16 protein-coding genes and 1 pseudogene are annotated in these 20,284 nt (G+C 71.1%); 8 read left to right on the top strand and 9 right to left on the bottom strand.

All coding sequences use genetic code 11. The features are described 5' to 3' along the window. Positions 1 to 337 precede the first annotated feature (337 nt). The 4 genes from EYB28_RS20030 to EYB28_RS20015 form a co-directional block, all read right to left on the bottom strand. Positions 338 to 2,341 carry a glycoside hydrolase family 2 protein gene (locus EYB28_RS20030; protein WP_240930797.1) on the bottom strand — a complete coding sequence of 668 codons (2,004 nt, stop codon included), beginning with the start codon at positions 2,339 to 2,341 and terminating at the stop codon, positions 338 to 340. A gap of 89 nt (positions 2,342 to 2,430) precedes the next feature. Further along, the gene (locus EYB28_RS20025) at positions 2,431 to 3,324 is read right to left on the bottom strand and encodes a carbohydrate ABC transporter permease (protein ID WP_166853116.1); all 894 of its coding nucleotides are present in this window, start codon (positions 3,322 to 3,324) and stop codon (positions 2,431 to 2,433) included. A gap of 3 nt (positions 3,325 to 3,327) precedes the next feature. Further along, positions 3,328 to 4,251 carry a carbohydrate ABC transporter permease gene (locus tag EYB28_RS20020; RefSeq protein ID WP_166853113.1) on the bottom strand — a complete coding sequence of 308 codons (924 nt, stop codon included), beginning with the start codon at positions 4,249 to 4,251 and terminating at the stop codon, positions 3,328 to 3,330. Continuing rightward, a complete protein-coding gene (locus tag EYB28_RS20015) occupies positions 4,248 to 5,621 on the bottom strand; it encodes an ABC transporter substrate-binding protein (RefSeq protein WP_166853110.1) in 1,374 nt (457 codons plus the stop codon). Before EYB28_RS20015 ends, EYB28_RS20020 begins: the two co-directional genes overlap by 4 nt. A gap of 78 nt (positions 5,622 to 5,699) precedes the next feature. Between EYB28_RS20015 and EYB28_RS20010 the strand changes: the two genes are divergently transcribed. Both EYB28_RS20010 and EYB28_RS20005 read left to right on the top strand, forming a co-directional pair. Further along, positions 5,700 to 6,713, top strand: coding sequence for a LacI family DNA-binding transcriptional regulator (locus EYB28_RS20010; protein WP_166853107.1), 1,014 nt, complete (start codon positions 5,700 to 5,702; stop codon positions 6,711 to 6,713). Positions 6,714 to 6,761: 48 nt separating this feature from the next. Then, the gene (locus EYB28_RS20005; protein ID WP_240930796.1) at positions 6,762 to 8,495 is read left to right on the top strand and encodes a sialidase family protein; all 1,734 of its coding nucleotides are present in this window, start codon (positions 6,762 to 6,764) and stop codon (positions 8,493 to 8,495) included. A gap of 93 nt (positions 8,496 to 8,588) precedes the next feature. Here EYB28_RS20005 and EYB28_RS20000 read toward each other — a convergent pair whose 3' ends face one another. Continuing rightward, positions 8,589 to 8,798 carry a hypothetical protein gene (locus EYB28_RS20000; protein WP_166853104.1) on the bottom strand — a complete coding sequence of 70 codons (210 nt, stop codon included), beginning with the start codon at positions 8,796 to 8,798 and terminating at the stop codon, positions 8,589 to 8,591. A gap of 831 nt (positions 8,799 to 9,629) precedes the next feature. Here EYB28_RS20000 and EYB28_RS19995 point away from each other — a divergent pair. The 3 genes from EYB28_RS19995 to EYB28_RS19985 all read left to right on the top strand — a co-directional run bounded on the left by EYB28_RS19995 (position 9,630) and on the right by EYB28_RS19985 (position 13,131). Continuing rightward, positions 9,630 to 10,205 carry a hypothetical protein gene (locus EYB28_RS19995; protein WP_166853101.1) on the top strand — a complete coding sequence of 192 codons (576 nt, stop codon included), beginning with the start codon at positions 9,630 to 9,632 and terminating at the stop codon, positions 10,203 to 10,205. 162 nt (positions 10,206 to 10,367) lie between these two features. Further along, positions 10,368 to 11,636 (top strand): NAD(P)/FAD-dependent oxidoreductase, encoded by a 1,269-nt coding sequence (locus EYB28_RS19990; RefSeq protein ID WP_240930795.1) that lies wholly within the window; start codon positions 10,368 to 10,370, stop codon positions 11,634 to 11,636. A gap of 82 nt (positions 11,637 to 11,718) precedes the next feature. Beyond that, complete coding sequence (locus tag EYB28_RS19985) at positions 11,719 to 13,131, top strand: DUF4232 domain-containing protein (protein WP_166853098.1); 1,413 nt, start codon at positions 11,719 to 11,721, stop codon at positions 13,129 to 13,131. On the opposite strand, the gene EYB28_RS19980 is transcribed toward EYB28_RS19985, so the two are convergent. Beyond that, positions 13,132 to 15,012, bottom strand: a complete 1,881-nt coding sequence (locus EYB28_RS19980) for a cytochrome c biogenesis protein DipZ (protein WP_166853095.1) — start codon at positions 15,010 to 15,012, stop codon at positions 13,132 to 13,134. A 136-nt stretch (positions 15,013 to 15,148) separates the two neighbouring features. Between EYB28_RS19980 and EYB28_RS19975 the strand changes: the two genes are divergently transcribed. After that, complete coding sequence (locus tag EYB28_RS19975; protein ID WP_166853092.1) at positions 15,149 to 15,847, top strand: fasciclin domain-containing protein; 699 nt, start codon at positions 15,149 to 15,151, stop codon at positions 15,845 to 15,847. A gap of 130 nt (positions 15,848 to 15,977) precedes the next feature. Here the strand turns inward: EYB28_RS19975 and EYB28_RS19970 are convergent, their stop codons facing one another. From EYB28_RS19970 to EYB28_RS19960, 3 genes are all read right to left on the bottom strand, one after another. Further along, positions 15,978 to 16,757 (bottom strand): anti-sigma factor, encoded by a 780-nt coding sequence (locus EYB28_RS19970; RefSeq protein WP_166853089.1) that lies wholly within the window; start codon positions 16,755 to 16,757, stop codon positions 15,978 to 15,980. After that, positions 16,750 to 17,322 (bottom strand): ECF RNA polymerase sigma factor SigK, encoded by a 573-nt coding sequence (sigK, locus tag EYB28_RS19965; protein WP_166853086.1) that lies wholly within the window; start codon positions 17,320 to 17,322, stop codon positions 16,750 to 16,752. Before sigK ends, EYB28_RS19970 begins: the two co-directional genes overlap by 8 nt. A 170-nt stretch (positions 17,323 to 17,492) precedes the next feature. Beyond that, complete coding sequence (locus EYB28_RS19960) at positions 17,493 to 19,415, bottom strand: LamG domain-containing protein (protein ID WP_166853083.1); 1,923 nt, start codon at positions 19,413 to 19,415, stop codon at positions 17,493 to 17,495. A 146-nt stretch (positions 19,416 to 19,561) separates the two neighbouring features. Between EYB28_RS19960 and EYB28_RS19955 the strand changes: the two are divergent. Together EYB28_RS19955 and EYB28_RS19950 are read left to right on the top strand one after the other, a co-directional pair. Next, positions 19,562 to 19,849: pseudogene (locus EYB28_RS19955) on the top strand (transposase); the annotation flags it as partial. A 68-nt stretch (positions 19,850 to 19,917) separates the two neighbouring features. Beyond that, positions 19,918 to 20,284: helix-turn-helix domain-containing protein (locus EYB28_RS19950; RefSeq protein ID WP_240930794.1), on the top strand; the 367-nt coding region annotated here is incomplete at its 3' end.

The raw sequence follows: 20,284 nt of genomic DNA, 5'->3' as shown, positions 1-20,284 counted from the left end.
ATTCTCCTGTCGTGGCCTGCACGGATACCCCGTCAGCGGACACACATTTTGACCGCTAACCCCCTATCGCATATGCGCTGGCTCCGCCCCAGAGAGGCCTTGTCGGACTAGGTGCCCTTTCGCCGCTCGGCCTGAGCGACGCCGAACAGCGGAGTTCGGGGCCAAGAATTGTGTCCGCTGTCGGCGTCTCGCCGGGGGTCATCGGTGTGATCGTCCGGCCCACCGTTCCAGAGTGCTTCGTCGGCGGTCGTGGCGGTGTTGCGCACCGGGATTGGTGGAGGTCCTGGTGCGGACTGGCGCGCGCACCGGGGTGGCGAGCGCGCCAGTCGCCACGGACTCATGTTCCCGGACGGGCCCCTCGACGATTGGGCGGCTCCACCTGGGCGGCGTCGAGGAATGCCTGCGCCCGGACCTCGCCGTCGTCGTCGGTGAACCAGAGCAACAGGCGCGCGGGTTCTGAGATGGCCGGTATGTCGAGGCGCACGGAGGCGCTCAGCATGAACGGCTCCGCGGTAAGCCTCGACGAGCAGACAGGCGGCCTTGCCGGGGCCGTCGACATGGGCGCGCCAGGGCGTACCCACGCGGCACTCACCGACCCCGAGACGGGTCCCCTTCCGTGGTGCGACACGCGCACGTCGAGGGGCATCGGCTCGGAGGGAGGCTCGATATCGGCACCCGCACGGAGCGGGACGAGATCGAATACCAGCACCGTCTCGGCGTTGACGTCGGACGGTCGGCACCCGCCCCAGTCCTTGGGACGGCGGTGTGCGTCGAGGAGGCCGGCGGCTTCGTGCTCGACGTCGGCGAGCTCGGTGTAGACATAGCCGGCGAACCGGTCGTGGCGACGCAGCTCCTGCGTCTCCCAGCGCAGGTGCCATGCACGCTCTAGACTCGTGAAACCCTCGCCGTACTCGCTGTTGATGATCGGCAAACCGTGGCGCGGCACGTCGGCCGAACCATAGAGCGACTTGTCGACCACGAAGTCGGGGCCGAGCCTGACGGGGAAGTCGTCGCGGTCCCCAGCGGCCAGTCCTGCCACGGCGTCCCGCCAGGTCGCGAGGTCAGGCTCGTAGTAGTGCCAGTCGACGAGATCTGTGCGCACGTGCGCCCAGCCCGAGTTCTCTACGATGGGCCGGGTGGCATCCAGTTCGCGCATGCGGTCATAGGCGGCCGCCGCCGCGGCCGCGCGAGCGTCACTTCCGGGGATGTCCCAGTCGAGTCCCCACTCCTCGTTGTAGAGGCCCCAGATGACGATGCTCGGGTGGTTGCCGTCCCGCTCGACCATCGACGGAAGCAAGTCTTCGAAGCCCCGGGCGGCCTCGGCCGAGAACCTGCTGGGGCACGGCGGCTCGGCCCACACGAGCATCCCCCGCCGGTCCGCCTCGTACAGCCAGGCCGGCTCTTCGAGCTTCAGGTGCTTCCGCACAAGGTTGTAACCCAGGGCGCTGGCGTGATCCAGGTCCGCGACGAGCGACTCCTGATCGGGCGCGGTCAGCCCCGTCCTGGGCCAGTAGCCCTGATCGAGGACGCCGCGTACGTAGCAGCGCTCACCGTTCAGGTACAGCTTCTCGCCACGGGCCTCGAAGCGGCGCAGTCCGGTACAGGCCACGACCTCGTCTACGCCGTCGCCCTCTCCGACACGGATGGCCACCCGGTACAGGTGCGGGTCCTCGGGCGACCACAGCCGCGGCCGGTCGACGACGAGGTGTCCGCGAGAGATACCGTCAGCGTCTGCTTCGAGCAGCAGGTGCTCGCCGCTGTCGAGGGCGACCTTGACCGGTGCCCCGGCCGGTGTGTCACCGCTCAGGCAGACCGACACGTCGATGCCCGTCAAGCTGTCGCCGCGCAGCACGACCGACCGTGCATACGTGCGTCCGCGGGCCTCGAGCCAGACCGGCTGCCAGATGCCCGATGTCGGTGTGAAGGACACACCGTCGTAGTCGTCGCGCGGGATGGACCGTTGCTTGCCGTGCGGGATAGCGCGCTTGTCGGCGGGAGCTGCGACGACGACCTCGAGCTCGACCGAGATGCCGGGGCTGACGTGCTCGGTCACGTCGAGCTCGAAGGACGCGTAGCCACCGACGTGCTCGCCGACGGTCGCGCCGTCGATCCGCACGACTGCATGGTGGTGGACCGCACCGAAGCAGAGCACGATACGACGCGCTGCCCAGGAGTCCGGGACACGGAGCTCGCGGCGGTAGGTCGCCCGCTCAAGCCACGGCAGTCCGACACCGGACGCCTCCGTCTCCCAGGCGAACGGCACGGTGATCAAACGAGTGACGTCGTCGTGCTCGAAGCTCCACACACCGTTGAGTGTGAGCCAGTGCTGCGAACGGTCCATGTCCGGCCGCGGATACTCCGGGCGTGGGATCGTCTTGTCGGTCCGAGTGGCCGGTGCGGGTGCCGCGGAGGGACGGGTGAGGGTCATTGTCAGCCTTTCACGCTGCCGGCGAGGATGCCGTTGATGAAGTGCCGCTGGAACGCCATGAAGAGCACGAGCAGCGGGATGAGTGCGACAGAGCTCGCAGCCAGGAGCTCCCCGGTCACGGTGGCGTAGTCCGCCCCGATGCGGTTGCCGGTGATGTTCTGGGCGAGGGTGGACAGGACGACCTGGAGGGTCGCCATCCGTTCGGAGCTGGCCACCACGACGGGCCAGACGAAGTCGTTGTAGATGTTCATGATGGTGAGCACGGCGAGGCCCGCGAGGCCTGGGCGGATGACGGGGATGACGATGCGCCAGAAGGTCCCGAACTCGCTCGTCCCGTCGACGCGCGCCGCGTCGAGGAGCTCGTCCGGCACCGCCGCGATCACCTGGCGCATCCAGAAGATCGCGAAGGCGTCGATCGCTCCGGGCAGGATGAGCGCCTGGTAGGTGTTGACCCAGCCGAGGAGCTTCATCTCCAGCAGCAACGGGATGATCAGCACGATCGTGGGCAGCATGAGCGTGGTCAGGACCGCACCGAAGATCAGGTTCTTGCCGGGGAACTCGTACTTCGCGAAGGCGAACGCCGCCAAGGGCGCGAAGAACATCGTCAACGAACCCTTCACGACCAGGACGACGGCCGTGTTGACGAACCCGTTGGCGATCGGCACGTCCTGGAACATCGCCGTGTAGTTGTCCAGCGTGAATCGGGAGGGATCGAACGTCAGGGGCGCGTTGACGATGTCCGCCGCCGGTTTGAACGCCGAGACGAGCGCCCAGGCGACGGGTGCCAGGAACGCCACGAGCAGCAGCAGGAGGAACAGGTGCGAGCCGAGGTGCCTGGGAGCTCGGGTCCGGACCACGCGTGGCCGGCGCGCGGTAGCCGTGGTGTCGACGGTCATGGATCAGTCCTTCGCGCGCAGGAGTCGGACGAACAGCAGGGACATCGCCAGCATGAGGATGACGAGCAGGAACGAGTTCGCTGCCCCGGTGCCGAGCTCGGCGCGCGTGATGTGGTTGTACAGGTAGTAGCCCGCCGTCGTCGTCGACCCGTAGGGCCCGCCCTGCGTGACGACGAACGGCTCGGCGAACATCTGGAACACCGCGAGGGTCTGCAGCACCACCGCGAACATGATCGTCCGGCGAAGCAGAGGAACGGTGATGCTCCAGAGCTGGCGGCGCTTCGAGGCTCCGTCGAGGCCGGCGGCCTCGTAGAGGGTCGAGTCGATCGACTGCAGCCCGGAAAGCATGATGATGACGATGAACCCGGTCGTCTTCCACAGGAACAGGAGAGCCAACGTCGGCTTGGCCCAGGTGCTCGTCGTCAGCCAGCCGATGTCCGGCAGCCCGAACGCACCGAGGATGGCGTTGACCGCCCCGTAGCTCTGATCGAACAGGACCACCCAGATCTGGGCGACCGCGACCAGAGGTGTCACGAACGGCACGATGTAGGCCACCCGGTAGACGCCGCGCAGCCGCAGCGTCGCCGAGTTCAGGAGCACGGCGACGACGACGGCGAGCGCCATCTGCAGCGGCACGATCATGAGCCACAGCCCGAGCGAGTTGCCGAGCGAGCTCCAGAAGGCCGGGTTCGTCAGCAGGTACGCGTAGTTGTCCCACCCGACCCACTCCGCCGCGCCGGTGCCCCGCCAGTTCGTGAAGCTCAACCGGGCGGTGAAGAACAGCGGATAGATGCTGAACGCCAGGAACAACGCCACGAAGGGCAGGACGAACAGATAGGGGGCGAGCCGTCTCGATCTGGTGCGGGTCGTGCCGGACCGCCTCTCGGTGGGCAGTCCCGCACGGGTGCTCTCAAGCGTGGTCGTCATTGACGGTCGACCAGGTTCGTCTGGATGGCCTTCGTCGACTGCGCCAGGACCTCGTCAGGCGTCAGGTCGCCGTCCAGCATCCGTTGCAGGTCGTTGCCCAGGTAGTCGACGGCGCCGGCCCACCAGTTCGGAGCGGGAGCACCGCCCGGGATCTGCGTGCCGGCCTCCGTGGCGACCTCCCAGAGGTCCTGACCACCGAGCGCATCGACCGGCTCGAACAGCGGGGCACCCGGGTCGGCCGCCGGGGTGTAGGCCGGGATCGAGGTGTTCAGTCCGGTCGGGTACGTCTCCGTCGGTCCCCAGACTGCCGAGTACCCGGCATCGTCGTACATCAGGAACTCGTAGAACAGCCAGGCGAGGTCCGAGTTCGCGCCGTCGCGTGGCAGCACGAAGGAGGACCCACCCATGGCACCGCTGCGGGCACCGCCCTCGCTCCAGGCGGGCAGCGGCATGGCTCGCCAGTCTCCACCGGTCTCGGGGAGCATCTGCTGGGGCGCGAAGCTGAACCAGATCGCCCACGGGTAGAAGACCTGGTTGCCGTTCTCGAGCTCGCCGAGGTCGGTCGCAGACAGGTACTCCGCCCTGGTGCCGAGACCGTCCTGCTGCACCGTGTCGAGGAACGTCAGGATCTGCTCGTACTCCGGGCTGTCGAGCCGGAGCTCGCCGTCGGCGTCCGCCATCGAGGTGCCGAGCTGACTCGCGTACATCTCGAGCTGGAGCTGGCCGAGGAACGCGGACTGCTCGAGGTGGACGGGCCCGGAGCCGGGCTTGAACTCCTGGTAGTCACGTGCGGCCTGGAGCAGGTCGTCGTAGGTCTCGATGGACTCCGGATCGATGCCGGCGTCCTCGAGGGCTGTCGCGTTGTAGTAGAGCAGGCCGGGGTTGAGGTCGAACGGCACGCCGTAGATCCCGCCGTCGACGGTGTTGGCGTCGACCTTCTGCGGCGCGATGTCCGCGGCGTACGGCTGCAGGACGTCGCTGAGGTCCCACAGATAATCGGTGAAACCGGGCACCTTCGCATCGTCGAGGAACACTCCGTCCGGGACGTCGGTGCCGGTGATCAGCGTGTTCTGCAGCTTGGCGTCGATGTCGACCGCCTCGTGGTGGACGGTGATCCCGGGATACTTCTCGTTGAACTCCGCGATCGCGTCGTCGAAGACCTCGTAGAGGTCGCCGGACCGGTCCCAGATGGTGATCTCACCTTCGGGCTGGTCGCCCGCGGGCGCGGCCAGGACGTTCGTGTCCTCGACCTCGGGGCCACTGTCTGCACTGGTGATGTCGGGCCCGCACGCAGACAGTGCGAGGCAGGCGACCGCAGCCGCCGCGGCGGCTACGTACGGTCGACTGCGGTGTGATCGGTGGAAGCGCATCGGAACACTCCTTCGTGTTTGCATCGTGTGCAAAACGTAGCGCTGGTTTGCGCACGATGCAAACAGTAGTATCCGACCATGGCTGTGACTCTCCGCGACGTCGCCGAACGCGCCCAGGTGTCTGTACGCACCGTCTCCAACGTCGTCAGCGGGTACGAGCACGTCAGCCCGCAGATGCGCGAGCGCGTCAACCGCGCCATCCGCGACATGGACTACCGGCCGAACCAGGTGGCACGCACCCTGCGCACGGGCCGCACCGGCATGCTGGCACTCGTCGTTCCCGAGATCGACGTGCCGTACTTCAGCGAGCTCGCCCGCGAGGTCATCGAGGCCGCGTCCGAGGTCGGGTACCGCGTCATGATCGACCAGACCGGCCACGACCACGACCGCGAGCGGGAACTCCTGCTCGGCAACGACCGGTCCATGCTGTTCGACGGCATGCTGTTCAGCCCTTTGGTGACGAAGTCCGAGCTGCTCGACATGCACGGCGCGACACCCGAACGCCCCCTCGTCCTCCTGGGCGAGCACGAGTTCGACGGCCGGTACGACCATGTGGCGATCGACAACGTTCAAGCCGCCCGTGACGCCGTCGGCCACCTCGTCGCCCTGGGCCGCACCCGGATCGCCGCGATCGGGACGCAACCCTTGGAGGAGTACGCAACCCCGCTCCAGCGCACCGCCGGGTACGAGCGGGCGCTGGCGGACGCCGGCCTGGACCGCGACCCCCGACACTCCACACCCGCCGCGCACTACAGCAGGGAGGACGGGTACGCCGCCATGCGCCGACTGCTCGAGTCGACGCCACGGCCGGACGCCGTGTTCTGCTACTCCGACCTGCTGGCCGTCGGAGCGGTCCGAGCCGTCTTCGACGCCGGCCTGCGCGTCCCGCAGGACGTCGCCGTCGTGGGGGTCGACGACATCGCCGAGGGTCGCTACTCCCGCCCCTCGCTCACGACCGTGTCACTCGACGCGCCCCTGATCGCCCGCGAAGCTGTGCGCCTCCTCACCCGGCGGATCGAGCATCCCGAGGCAGCCGCCGAGGAGGTCGTGGCCCCGCACCGGTTGATCGTCCGGGAGAGCACGGGCGGCTGACGATTCGAGCTCAGGCATCCCTACTCTCGGATCGACACTTCTTGCAACGTGCGCAAACAGGTGCAATGCTCCCTTGCAACGTCTGCAAAGCGGCAGGCGTCTGACGAAGGAGGCCCGATGACGGGAACCCGAAGGAAGAACCGACCACAGCGCCTGCTGGCTCTGGCCGCGGGACTGGCCGTCGCGATGTCCGGAATCGCGGCAGCGGCGCCGACGACACCCGCGTCCGCGGACGAGCCGGGCGACATCCTCTACTCACCCGACCTCACCGAGCACCCCGACGGTACGGCTGGATACCCGCGGGCCATTCGGCTCAAGCACGACGGGACGTCCGACCAGACGTTCCTCGCCACGTTCGCACGGGGCGGTCACGGGGGACCGACGACGATGCCGATCTACCGCAGCACCGACGCCGGTCAGAGCTGGAACCAGATCTCGACCGTCAGCTCCCACACCGCAGGCTGGGACATCGAGGCGCCGACGCTCTTCGAGGTTCCCCGCGACATCCCCGGGCTGGACGCTGGAGACCTGCTGGCCGCCGGCACCGCATGGAACGTCGGCGACTACAGCGCTCAGAAGGTCGAGGTCTTTCGCAGCACCGACGGCGGAGACACCTGGCAGTTCCTGTCGAACTGCGCTCAGACGTCTGGACTGCCCGACACGTGGGGCCACGGGATCTGGGAGCCGACCTTCCTCGTCGCCGACGACGACACGCTCGCGTGCTTCATCTCGGACGAACGCCCGGCAGGCGGAAGCACCAACAACCAGCTCATCGGCCACTACACGTCGACCGATGGCGGAAGCACCTGGGGAAACCAGATCACGGCAGATGTCGCGTTCCCCGGCGACGACCTCGCACGGCCGGGCATGCAGACCTTCGCGCACCTGCCGGATGGGCGGGTCGCGATGAGCTACGAGCTGTGCCGCGACGCCACCGATCCGGACCACGCCTGCGACGTCTACGTGAAGTTCAGCACCGACGGCCTCGACTGGGGGCAGGTCGGCGATGCCGGCACCCTGGTGGCGACGTCGGACGATCGCCAGCTGCTGCACACGCCGTACATCGCGTGGCTGCCCGGCGGCGGGCCTGACGGGACACTGATGGTCTCCGGGCAGAGGGTTGTCTCGGGTCCGGTAGGGAACAAGACCGTACTGGCGGAGTCCGGCACGGTCCTGTTCGCCAACACCAACCTCGGTGCCGGCGACTGGTTCGAGGCATCGACACCAGTGACGGTCGATCCCACGGGCGGCTACGCCGCAGGCGTGCCGTCCTGCCCGGGCTACTCGACGCCGATGGTCCCGCTCGAGGACGGCACTCACTATCTCTACCTCGCAGCGACATGGCTCGGTCAGGGCAACCAGTGCGAGATGCGCTTCGCGACCGGAGCGCTGCCTGGGCCCACCGGGCCTATCACCGGCCTCGCCGGCAAGTGCCTCGACGTCGACACCAACACCGCTGCGGACGGCAACGCCGCCCAGCTCTGGACGTGCGGCATCGCGGCAGGCCAGGACTGGTCGATCGCCGCCGACGGGACCATCCGCTCCTTGGGCAAATGCCTCGACGTCGACGCTCAGGGCACCGCGAATTCGACTCCCGTCCAGCTCTGGGAGTGCAACGGTTCCGGTGCGCAGCAGTGGGCGCCACAGACGAACGGAGCCCTGGTCAACCCACAGTCGGGCCGGTGCCTCGACGTCCCCCAGGGCAACACCACCGACGGGACCACCTTGCAGATCTATGACTGCAACGGCCTGTCGACCCAGCGGTGGACACTTCCTTCCTGATCCCCGCGACGCCGAAGGTGCCCGCGGAGCAATTCGCCTCAATGGCTTCCGCGGGCACCTTGGGTCTGCTGCACGGATAGGCGACAGCGGTTGTCAGGCGGCGAGTGCGACCTGAGTAGTGATGATGGCCTCGTACTCGATCAGGGTCAATCGTGCGAGCACGCGCCAGGGTTCCTCGCTTTCGAGCCTGAGGCTCACTTCTACCTGGCGGCCGGCGGCGACGGTGCCACTGTCGAGATCGCGCTGCTGTCGTCCCAGGCGGAGTGGGTGGTCGGGGCTCTTGTCACGAATCGGGGGCGCCACCGGCATCGACTACCCGACAGCCCGGCAGCGGCAGGACCACGGATCCACATGGAGTGCGAGCCACAGCATCCGCGGAGGTCACTATCAACGCCACCCGGCCGGCCACGAGCGCCGACGTCGCGCGCGCCGCAGAGGTCTCGCGCACGACGGTCAGCTACTTCTCAACGACACCCCGGGCGCGAGCGTCTCCGAAGCCACGTCGGACAGTGTCGTCGGGTTCGCGGGTCGGCCCGGTGACCGTGCGCACCGTTCGCCCTGCCGACCTGCAGCAGGACAGGTGACTCGGTGGGGGCCTGCGTCGATCGACACCCGGCGACGACGATCCCGGGCGCGTCCGCGACCCGGTACGGGACCGCACCGTCGACGGCGGCCGACGTGGCGTGCCCGATGCCGAGCACGAGTGTGTCGGCGCGCTCGACCTCGATGGTGTCTGCCACGTCGTAGACGGCTGGAGTGAGCAGCAGGTGCTTGCCGCGCGCCAGGTTCTGTTGATCTCTCGGACCGAGTCGCCCGGCCGGGCGACGAAGAAGTCCTCGATGCCGATCGTGCGAGTCTTGGTCGCATCGTCGGCCCAGCTCACACCCCGGGAGTCGGTACCCGCGGCGGGGACGCGGACGCTCCAGCGACCGTCGTCGACGAACAGGTAAAGGCGGAGTCGCCCGGCGCGCCGACGACCCCGGAGAGAACACCTGGTTCCACACGGCGTTCGACCACGAGGCATCTCGCTGTTGCGGGTCAGCCACTGCTGCTGCGATCCGTTGGTGATCGCTGTGTCGAAGTCGGCGACGTAACCGCCTGACGCGTACTGCAGGGCCGGCGGTGCAGTAGTCCATGATGGACACGGGGCCGCTCACGTCGAACCGCGCTTCGACACCGCCTGCGAGACCGCCCAGAAGTTCGCCGTCGCACGGCAACCTGTCCGGCGCCGTCGACGGTGAGGTGCAGGTTCGAGACCGTGCGACAGCGGTTGACCAGCGCGACGCAGTTGGGGTTCTCCTCGTCGCCCAGGCAGCGGTCGTCTACCTCGAGCGCGCCGTGGGCGTCAACGTCGCCGGGGTACGCACCGAGCCCGGCGACCTCGGTGCAGTAGCCGAGACGAGCCTGCAGCGTGTCGGCGGCACACCCGTAGCTGCCCGGCTCGAAGAGGACCGCGCAACGGCCGGTGGACATCTCGGCGTCGGTCTGCCGGGCGGCGATGTCGTCGAGCGTCGCTTGGACCTCGGACTGCGGCATGGAGGCGTCGTCGACGACGTTCGGGCCGAGGTCGGGGTCGTAGGGGTCGATGCGCTGGGTAGGGCGGCGTGCGCGACGCCGGCCATGGCCAGCGTGGCCGCGGCCACGGTGGACATGGCGAGCGAGCGCCGCGCGGTGGGGACTGAAATCGAGCGAGCCTCTCCGTCGAGCTAGTGACCCGCGTCACCTGGACACGTAGAGGCACGCTGCGGCAACGCGCAAGGTCGGAGGCGGCCTCCACCCGCCCCTTCCGTCCGCGCGTGTGCGGACGCGTACCCCCGACCCCAGACTGGAGGGGCACCCCACCGTGCCGGCCACGAACCCACGGGAGCCGCCATGACTTCGGAGTCGTCCGCAACCCGTACCGTGTCGCCCGAGTCGATCCTCGTCGTCGGCGGCGGGCTCGCCGCGGCGCGCGCCGCCGAGGCGGTGCGCGAGCGCGACCCGGACGTCGGGCTCGTCGTCGCCACGAGCGAGCCGTGCGAGCCGTACGAACGGCCACCGCTGTCCAAGGCGTACCTGCGCGGCCAGGCCGAGCGTGACGTCCTGTTCCCGCTCGACGAGGACTGGTACGCCGACCACGGGGTCGACCTGCGCACGTCCGCGACCGTCGTCGGGCTCGACCTCGGGGCGCACCGTGCGACGCTCGCCGACGGCGACCAGCTGTCCTTCTCGCGGCTGCTGCTCGCCACGGGGTCGTCGCCGCGCACGCTCGACGTCCCCGGCCGCGACCTCGGCGGCGTGCACTACCTCCGCACGGTCGAGGACGCCGACCTGCTCGCGTCGACGCTGCTGCCGGCGTCCCTGGAGGGCGCGGGCCGGGTGGTCGTCGTCGGCTCGGGGTGGATCGGCATGGAGGTCGCGGCGTCCGCCCGCACGCTCGGCCTGGACGTGACGGTCGTCGGCCTCGACGAGCACCCGCTCGAGCCAGTGCTCGGCCCCGAGATGGGCGCGCTGTACGGCCGGGTCCACGCCGACCACGGGGTCCGCCTGCACCGCGGTGAGGTCATCGCCGTCGTCGGGGACGACGGGCGCGTCACCGCCGTCGAGCTCCACGACGGGACCCGCCTGCCTGCCGACGTCGTCGTGGTGGGGATCGGCGCGACGCCGAACGTCGGCCTCGCGGAGGCGGCCGGCCTGGACCTCCGCGCGGCCGCGGAGGGCGGCGGGGTCGCCGTCGACAGGACCCTGCGCACGTCCCACCCCGACGTCTTCGCCGCCGGCGACATCGCGTCCGTGCCGTCCGCCCACTACCGGCGCCCGCTGCGGGTGGAGCACTGGGCGACGGCGCAGGACACGGGGTCGCACGCGGGCCACGCGCTCCTCGGCGACGACGCCGCCTACGACGTCCTCCCCTACTTCTTCAGCGACCAGTACGACGTCGGCATGGAGTACAAGGGGTTCGTCGACGTGCGGGCCGGCGGGTACGAGCTCGTCGTCAGCGGGTCCACCGACGCCCGCGAGCTCGTGGCGTTCTGGTTGCGCGACGGCGCGGTGCACGCGGCGATGGCCGTGAACGTCTGGGAGCGCATGGACGACGTCGAGGAGCTGATCCGCTCCCGCCGACAGGTCCCCCGCACCGAGCTGGAGGCCTTCGCCCGCTGACGCGCGTCGGCGTCGCAGGATCTCCACGGACCGCTCCCCAGGACGGCGCCCGCACACGCTTCTCTTCTGGCAGGCTCCGGTCGTGACACGACGACGCACGTCCTGGCTGGTCGCGGCCCTGCTCGTGGCGGCGGGCGCCGCCGCGGTGCTGACGTGGCGCCCGTGGGACCCGGTGCCCGACGAGCTGCGCGCCGTCGAGCGGGAGGTCGCGGACCTCCCGGGCGTCGTGGAGGTCTCGACCGACTACGCCGTGGTCGCCCGGGACCCGCTGGACGGTGACGCCGCCCGGTCGACCGTGACCGTGCGGCTCGACGAGGCGCTGGCCCCCGGCGCGGCGGGCAGGGCGGCCGAACGGGCCGCGACGCTCGTCGACGGCGCCCGCGTGCCCGGCACCGACCTCACGGCCTCGGTGGTGGTCGAGGCCGGGGAGCCGACGGCATTCGGCGGTGCGGCGGTGCCACCGGTGTCGGTGCGCGGCCCGAGCTCCGGCGGCGCGGACGACACGCCCACCGACCCCGCCGCCGACCTGAGCACCCGCGTCGTCGGCGCGTTCACCCTGTGGCGCGGCGGCACCGCGCGCGTCGGGACGGCGGACGCGGTGTCGTCGGACGCGGGCGGACTGGTGGGTCTGGCGCGGCTCGCCGCCGACGAGGAGCTGGCCGTGTCCGTGGGGACCGCCGACGGCACCGTCTCGTACGACGGGTACGGCGGCGTGCCGGACGTCGCGGCCGTGCGCCTCGCCGTCGACGCCGTCGGGCGTGACGCGGTGACGACCGCCGTCCTCGCCGACTCCGCCGAACCGCGACTCTCGGTCGGCCTGGACGTGGCCGCCGACGCGCCGCCCGCGCGCGCCCTGGTGCGCTGGCTGGAGGACCCGGCCCGCGCCGCAGGCCTCGGCCGGCCCGTCGCGTACACCGTGAGCGAGCCCGGGTACGCGACGCTGCTCGACGGCTGGGTGGGCGGCGTCGCGCCGCCCGAGCCCGCGGAGCACACCGTCCCCGTGCCCGACGACGTCGCGGCCTGGCCGGCGGACGCCGACGCCCCGGCGTGCGCCGGCGGCGACCTCGACCTCGCGCTGAGCACGCCCGACGCCGCCACCGGGAGCCGCTACCTGGCGGTGCTCGCGACGAACGTCTCCGGCCGCCCGTGCGCCCTCGACGGCGTGCCCGGCCTCGTCTTCCGGAACGCCGACGGCGAGCCGCAGCGCGACGTCACGCTCACGCCCTCCGCGCCCGGCGTCGTGCCCGGCCGCGTCGTCGTCCCGGACGGCGAGCGTGCCCGGGCGACGCTGGAGTGGCGGGCCATGTCCACCGCGAACGACCCGGACGTCACGACGAGCGTCGAGGTGACGCCGGTGCCGGGCGCCGACGCCGTCCGGCTGGTCCCCGCCGACCCGGCGGGCCCGGGGGCCGATGGCCCCACGACGCTGGACGTCCTCGACGGCGCCGAGGTGCGCGCGGGCCCGTGGGTGCAGGCGGCCGAGGGCTGGTCGTGATCACCCGAACGTGAAGGTGTAGACGGTGACGCCCGCGGGCACGTCGAGCTCCACGACGCCCTCGGTGGGCCCGTCGCCGCGCAGCACGTCGTACAGGGTGGGGTTCCCGCCGACGTCGATGTCGCGCTCGGCGCGCACGTCGCCGTCCTCGTCGAGCACCCGGGCGGTGACGGTGCCCTCGCCGCCCAGGACGGTGAAGACGTCCGTGGAGCGGTACGCGAGGCGCAGCGTGGTGTCGTCGCCGACCGCCGTCGCACCCTGGAAGTCCGCCTCCCAGGTGCCGCCGAGCGAGAAAGTGTCCTCCGGCTGCGTGTCCGGGTGGGTGTACTCGGCCTCGCCGGAGCCGTAGTCCGGCCTCCCGGAGTAGTTGAACACCTTGTTGAGGGCGAGGTACGTCTCGGGCGTGGTGTCGTCGCCGGGGGTCGTGTCGTCGACGTCGGACGGCGGCGGCAGCTCGACGTCGGGGTCCGCCGCGACCAGCAGGTCGCGGATGTGCTGCTCGGTGACGTCGTAGTCGCCCTCGCCGAACTTCAGGTAGCGCACGGTGCCGTCCGCGTCGATGAGGTACTCGGCCGGCCAGTAGCGGTTCCGGTACGTGGTCCACGTCGAGTACGAGTTGTCCTGCGCGATCGGGTGGTCGACCCCGAGGTCCTCGGCGCCCGCGATCACGTTGCGGGTCTCCCGCTCGAACGCGAACTCCGGGGTGTGCACGCCGATCACCTCGAGACCCGCGTCCTGGTACGTGTCGTACCAGTCGTTGACGTGCGGGAGGGCTCGCTGGCAGTTGATGCAGGAGTACGTCCAGAAGTCGATCAGCACCACCTTGCCGCGCAGGTCCGCCAGCTCCACCGGCGCGTCGTCCGGGGTGTTGAGCCACTGCGTGATGCCCGTGAGCGGCGGCGCCGTGCCGCAGTCCGCCAGCTCCTCCGACCCGCTGGTGCAGTTCGACAGCTCGCGGTTGGCGTCGGTGACGATGCCGCCCAGGCCGAGGGCATCCTGGACGTCAGCGTTCTGGTCGACCCGCTCCTGCAGCGCCCCGGTGTAGTCGGGCAGCGCGCGCTGCAGCTGGGCCGGCACGTCGAACGCCAGCCCGACGGCGAGGAGGATCATCACCGCGCCGCCCGCGACGCGGATGCCGCGCTGGTGCCGCTGGAACCCGCGCACCCGCTCGGCCACCCGGCGTCCCGCCAGGGCGAACACCAGCAGCGGGAGCGCGGCGCCGACGGCGAAGCTCACCGTGAGCGCGACGGTGCCAGGGCCGATGTTGCCGGTGGCACCGGCGACGGTGATCGCCGCCAGCACCGGCCCCGCGCACGGCACGTACAGCACGCCGAGGCCGAGCCCCAGCAGGAACGCGCCGCGGTCCTGCCGGGCTGCGCCCGTGCGGGACCCGAGGGCGGCGATGCGCTGGAACGGCCGTTCCAGCACCTGCTCGAACCGCGGCACGATCATCCCGACCCCGATCGCCGTGAGCAGCGCGATGCCGAGCCAGCGCAGCAGGTCCTGCGGCAGACCCAGGGCCGTCAGCAGGAGGGAGCCGAGCAGCGTGAAGACGCTGAAGCTCAGCACCAGCCCGGCGATCACGAGGTACGGGCGCCACGACCGCGCCCGCGACCTCGGCGCCGGGCGCGGGACCGCCGTCGTGGTGTTCCCGGGCGTCACGCCGGTCACGACGGCGCCCCCGGCGGCGGTGCGCACCGCCGTCGGCCCGTCGAAGCGCAGCGCCGGGCGCGGCACTTCCGACCCGCCCGCGGCCGTGGGTGCGCCGCGCGCGCCCTCGACCCCGCCCGCGAAGAAGATCACCGGCAGCATCGGCAGGATGCACGGCGAGATGCCGGTGATGAGGCCACCGAGCAGGCCGATCAGGACCAGGGTTTCCATGCCCCGGGTTCGGACCGGCGGGCCGCGCGGATGGATCTTGGAAATTCTTTCGCGACGGCCCATCCGCCGTCGTCGGTGCTCCGAACCCTCGGTGAAGCGCCCCGGAGAAGCGGGGCTCCGACGCGAGGAGAGATCGATGAACGTCCGTACCCGCGCCCGCACCGCCGTCGTCGGCGTCGCCACCGTGGCCCTGTTCGGCCTGGCCGCCTGTTCCTCGGACTCCGGCTCGGAGACGGGCTCGGACGAGGAGACCATGTCGGAGGAGTCGCCCGCGACCGAGGAGTCGGACGACATGTCCGAGGACACCTCGGACGACATGGCGGAGGAGTCCATGGACCCCGCCGCGAACCTCGTCGGCCCCGGCTGCGAGGCATACGCCGAGGAGGTGCCGGACGGAGCCGGCTCCATCACCGGCATGTCGACCGACCCGGTCGCCGTGGCGGCCTCCAACAACCCGATGCTCACCACGCTGACCTCCGCGGTGAGCGGCGAGCTCAACCCGGACGTGAACCTCGTCGACACGCTCAACGGCGACGAGTTCACCGTGTTCGCGCCGGTCGACGACGCGTTCGCCGCCGTCGACAAGAAGACCGTCGACACCCTGTCGACGGACGCCGACCTGCTCACCACGGTGCTGACGTACCACGTGGTGCCCGGCCAGATCCTGCCGGACGACATCGCGGGCGAGCACGAGACCGTGCAGGGCGACACGGTCGAGGTCACCGGCTCGGGCGACGAGCTCAAGGTCAACGACGCCAACGTCGTCTGCGGTGGCGTCATGACGCAGAACGCGACCGTCTACCTGGTCGACTCGGTGCTCATGCCGCCGATGTGATCGGCCGGTCCGACGGGAAGGGTCGCCGCGCTCGAGGGGTGTGCGGCGGCCCTTTTCGTGTGCCCGCGTGCTCGTCGCGGTGCCGGACCGGACCGGACCCCAAGGGCGCGCAGGGCGACGGTGTGGAGGGTCAGCCCTCGGCGAGGACGACGATCGGGTCGGTGGTCGGCTGCTCGGAGCCGCCGTCGGGCTCGACCGTGACGGCCACGCCGACGCCCGGGACGTCCTGCACCAGGTGCTCGACCGACCCGTCGGGGGCCTGCAGCACGCCGGCGGGGGTCACGTCGCCCTCGGCGCCGACCACCCACAGCTGGTAGTCGTGGCCGTCGCCGGGGCCGGGCAGGTCGCTGGCGCTGAAGAGGTAGTCGTCGCCCGCGACGAGGACGGACGCCTCGCCCCCGCCGTCGACGTCGGCGCGCACGAGCGCGGCGGACGGGTCGGCCATCATCCGGGCGACGGCGTCGACGCGCTCCTGCAGGAGCTGCTGCTCCTGCGTGGCGCGGATCGCGACGGTCGTGGGGACGGCGACCGCGACGGCGGCGGCCGCCGCGACGGCGGCCAGGCCCCAGCGCCGGCGGGCCTTGCCCGTCGCGGCGCTCGCGTGCCGGCGGTCGGCCGGCACGGTGCCCGGCCGCTGCGTCTGCTGCCACGTGCCCTGCTGCGGTGTGGCCTGCTGCGGTGTCGCGGCCACACGGGAGAGCACCTGGTCGCGCAGCGCGGCGGGCGGCGCGGCGTCGACGGCGAATGCCGCGACGACGTCGCGGTACTCGTCCAGTGCGCGGCGCGCCTCGGGGTCCGCCTCGAGGAGGCGCTCCACCGTGCGGCGCTCGAGGTCGTCGACCGCGTCGAGCGCGTAGGCGGGGAGCAGCTCCCAGGCGTCCTGGTTCGTGGGCTGGTTCGCGTCAGTCACGGGCCACCCCCAGGCAGTCGCGCAGCCGGCCGAGGCCGTCGCGGATGCGGCTCTTGACGGTGGGCAGGGCGGCGCCGAGCCCCTCGGCGACCTCACGGTAGGTGCGGCCGCCGTAGTACGCCTGGACGACTGCCTCGCGCTGGGTGGACGTCAGGGAGTCGAGGCAGCGGCGCACGGCCGCGCCCTCGAGGCGTCGCTCGACGTCCTCGGCGACGACGTCGTGCGACGCCGCGGAGAACGACGTGTCGACGTCGCGCTGGTCACGGTCGCGGCGGGCCTGCTCGGCCCGCACACGGTCCACCGCGCGACGGCGGGCGAGGGTCGCGACCCAGGTGCGCGCGGACGCGCGGGCGGGGTCGAACCGGGCTGCGGTCTGCCACACCTCCACCATCACCTCCTGGGCCACCTCGGCGGCGTGGTCCGGGTCCCGGAGCACACCGAGCGACGTGCCGTACGCCACCGGGGCGAGGGCGTCGTAGACCGGCCCGAACGCGGCCGGGTCCGCGCCGGCGCACGCCTGCAGCGCAGCGTCGACAGAGCCCGGCACGGGCGTCACAGGTGGCACCCGGACAGTCTGCCGTACCGGGCACGCCTGGTCGATCTCGTCCGCTCCTCATCCGGGTGTCGTCGTTCGTCCCGGACCCTCCGGGACACCAGAGGTTCGGCGCCGCGCGCCGCCCGGATGGGTGATCCCAGTCACGGGGGCCCGTCCGGTGCGGCGCGCGGCGCGCCCTGTCACGGCACGGGGCTGCCGGAGCACCAGCGCTGCAGCTTGGTCTCCGTCTGGATCGTGTCGAGCACCCGCACGGTGTCGACCGACCCCTGCCACTCGCTCCCGCCGACGGCGAACCGGCCGCCGACGTCGGCGACGAGCGGCGCGGCGGTGGTGCTGCCGCTCATCTGGAGGCCGTCCCAGCCGCTGAGCGCACAGGTCCACAGGTCGACGGCGCCCGTCGTCGCGTTGTGGATACCGGCGACGAACATCCACTCGCCGGGCGTCACGGCGACGTCGGATACCGCGGTCGCGCGGGACGTCCCGTCGCCCTCGCCGACGGCGAAGGACCAGCAGGTGCCGGTGGCCGAGGTGCACGACTCGTCCGTCACCGTCCCGAGCGCGAAGCCGGTGCCCGCGTCGCCTCCCTGGGCGATCACGTCGGCGGTCATGCCGTCGGCGGCCGGCTTCATGAACGCCGCCACCGTGAGGTTCCCTGCCGGGTCGATCACCGGTCCGTCCGCCGCCGCGACGTCCTCGGCGCCGTCGAGCAGAAGAGCGCCGTCGGACGGGTCGATGCCGAAGTCCGCAAACAACCCGGGAGTCCACATCTGTTCGTTCGCGAGGGTGAGCACCCTGCCGTCCTCCAGGGAGCTCGCCGTCTGCAGCCCCGCGGACTCGCCGAAGTGCCAGGCGCCGCCCACCGGGACGGGGTACGCGACGTCGAACCGGTACATGACTTGGGGCCCGACGTTCCCCGCGGCGTCCACGGCCTCCGCATACAGCCTGTGGACGCCGGGCTCGGTCGGCGTGTACTCGACGACCTCGCCAGGAACCGCACGGTCGGACAGCGCGTCGGAGTCGAACGAGTAGTGCACGGAGGTCTCGTCATCGGCTGCGAGCACGAACCCGCCCGTCTCGCCGATGCCGCCGGTCTCGACGTCCTCGGCGTACACGGCCGGGTAGCCGTCGGCCGGGGTGATCGTCACCGCGCCGGGTGCCTGCGTGTCCACGGTGAGCTCGCATCCCACCGGGTCGGTGAGGTTCCCGCTCGGCAGCACCGCCTGGGCGGTCCAGGCGTAGGTGCCGCCGTGCTCCAGCACGTCGGACGGCACGGTGCGGGTGTGGGTCGACCCGGAGCCCAGCGGAAAGGTCGGCTCCGACCGCCACAGCTCAGCACCCGACTCGAGGTCCTGCACCGCGAAGACGGCGCTCATCGACGTCGGGGATGGCTCCCGGTCGTTCGACAGCCGTGCGGTGAGCTTCGGGGTCGTGCTGCGCACGGCGGGCCGGTCCTCCCCGACGGCGCACGGCCAGGACGAGCCGTAGACCTGCACTCCGGTCGGCTCGACGACGTCCGGCGACCTGAGCTCGACCGTGAGCCGAGCGTCCGGGCCGAACGACGCGCGCCCGCAGCCACGGCAGCCCTCGTCGCCCGCGAGCCCGAAGGCCAGCGCCTGGCCGGACCGGGCGGCCCGTTGCACGCCGCTCGTCACGTCGAACTCGATGCGCCGGTCACCGCCGCACTCGACGGACGAGGCGTCGTCGAGGGCGGACCGCCACCGGTCGGCGCTGTTCGCCCACGTCGTCTCGCTGGTGACCGCCGGGACGCGGTGCACCGAGACGTTCCGGATCCCGCAGTCCTGGTCCTGGACCACCGGGACGGAGAGCGTCGCGGAGACGACGACCCCGTCCTCCAGCGCCGCGGGATCGCCCAGGTCGCCGAAGTCGTAGGCGACACGCTGGACGTCGTCCGCCCGGCACCCCGCGCCGCCCTCCCCGACACACTGGCCGGCGAACCGCGCGCCCGAGAACCCCGAGCCTGCCGCGCTGTCCGGGATACCGCTCCGGATCGCCGTCCAGTCCGTCGCGGCACCCTCGAGCTGGACCGACGGACTGCCCGTCGCCCCACCGTCGTCCGTTGCTCCCGCCGGAGAGGCGGACATCGCCGCCAAGACCACTGCCGCCACGACCGCTGCTGCGGGTCGTCGTCGACTCTTCACTTCACACCACCATCGCTGGAACCAGAGCGACGCATTGAATCGCCCTGGGTTTGTTGGAGGCTCGTGACCTTGGAAACGAGGATGGAGCCATGCCGACGGAGCAGACGCCCGGGAAGCCGCAGACGCGGCGGTACTCGGATGAGGAGAAGGCCGCCGCGGTGCGGATGGTGCGCACCCTGAGAGCCGAGCTGGGGACCGAGCACGGCACCGTGCATCGGGTCGCGACCCAGCTGGGCTACGGGGTGGAGTCGGTGCGTCAGTGGGTCAAGCAGGCCGAGATCGATGACGGGCATGCGCCCGGGGTGAGCACCAGCGAGGCCCGACGGATCAAGGAGCTCGAGCAGGAGAACCGCGAGTTGCGGCGAGCGAACGAGATGGCGGATTCAAGCGGTCAGCGCAACGAGTCCTGTGAGATGAGGCAGCCATCGATCACAGGAGGGTCCGCATGCAGGGCAAGCACGGTCATCTCAGTCGCGAGCAGAAGCAGTTGGCGTTGCGGCTCCGTGCCAAGGGCTGGCGAAGAGTCGACATCGCTCGAGAGATCGGCTGTAGCGCGCCGATGGTCGGCCTCATGGTCCGCACCGGCAGACACCTGGACGCCAAGCCGTTCGGGTGGGAGCCACGCCTCGGGCACCTGACCATCGAGGAGCGTGAGCAGATCCTGACCGGTCTCGCTCGCGGCGATACCTTCACCGCCATCGCGAAGGGGTTGGGCAGGGCCGTGTCGACCATCAGTCGCGAGGTCAAACGGGCTCTTCGCCGATCCGGTAGGGATCAGGGTGTGAGTCCTCCGCCGGCGAGCAGCATCCGTA

Source organism: Isoptericola sp. BMS4, from assembly GCF_011634835.1.
Lineage (GTDB): Bacteria > Actinomycetota > Actinomycetes > Actinomycetales > Cellulomonadaceae > Isoptericola.
The sequence above is the reverse complement of the archived record's forward strand: the minus strand, read 5'-3'. Positions and strand labels throughout refer to the sequence as shown.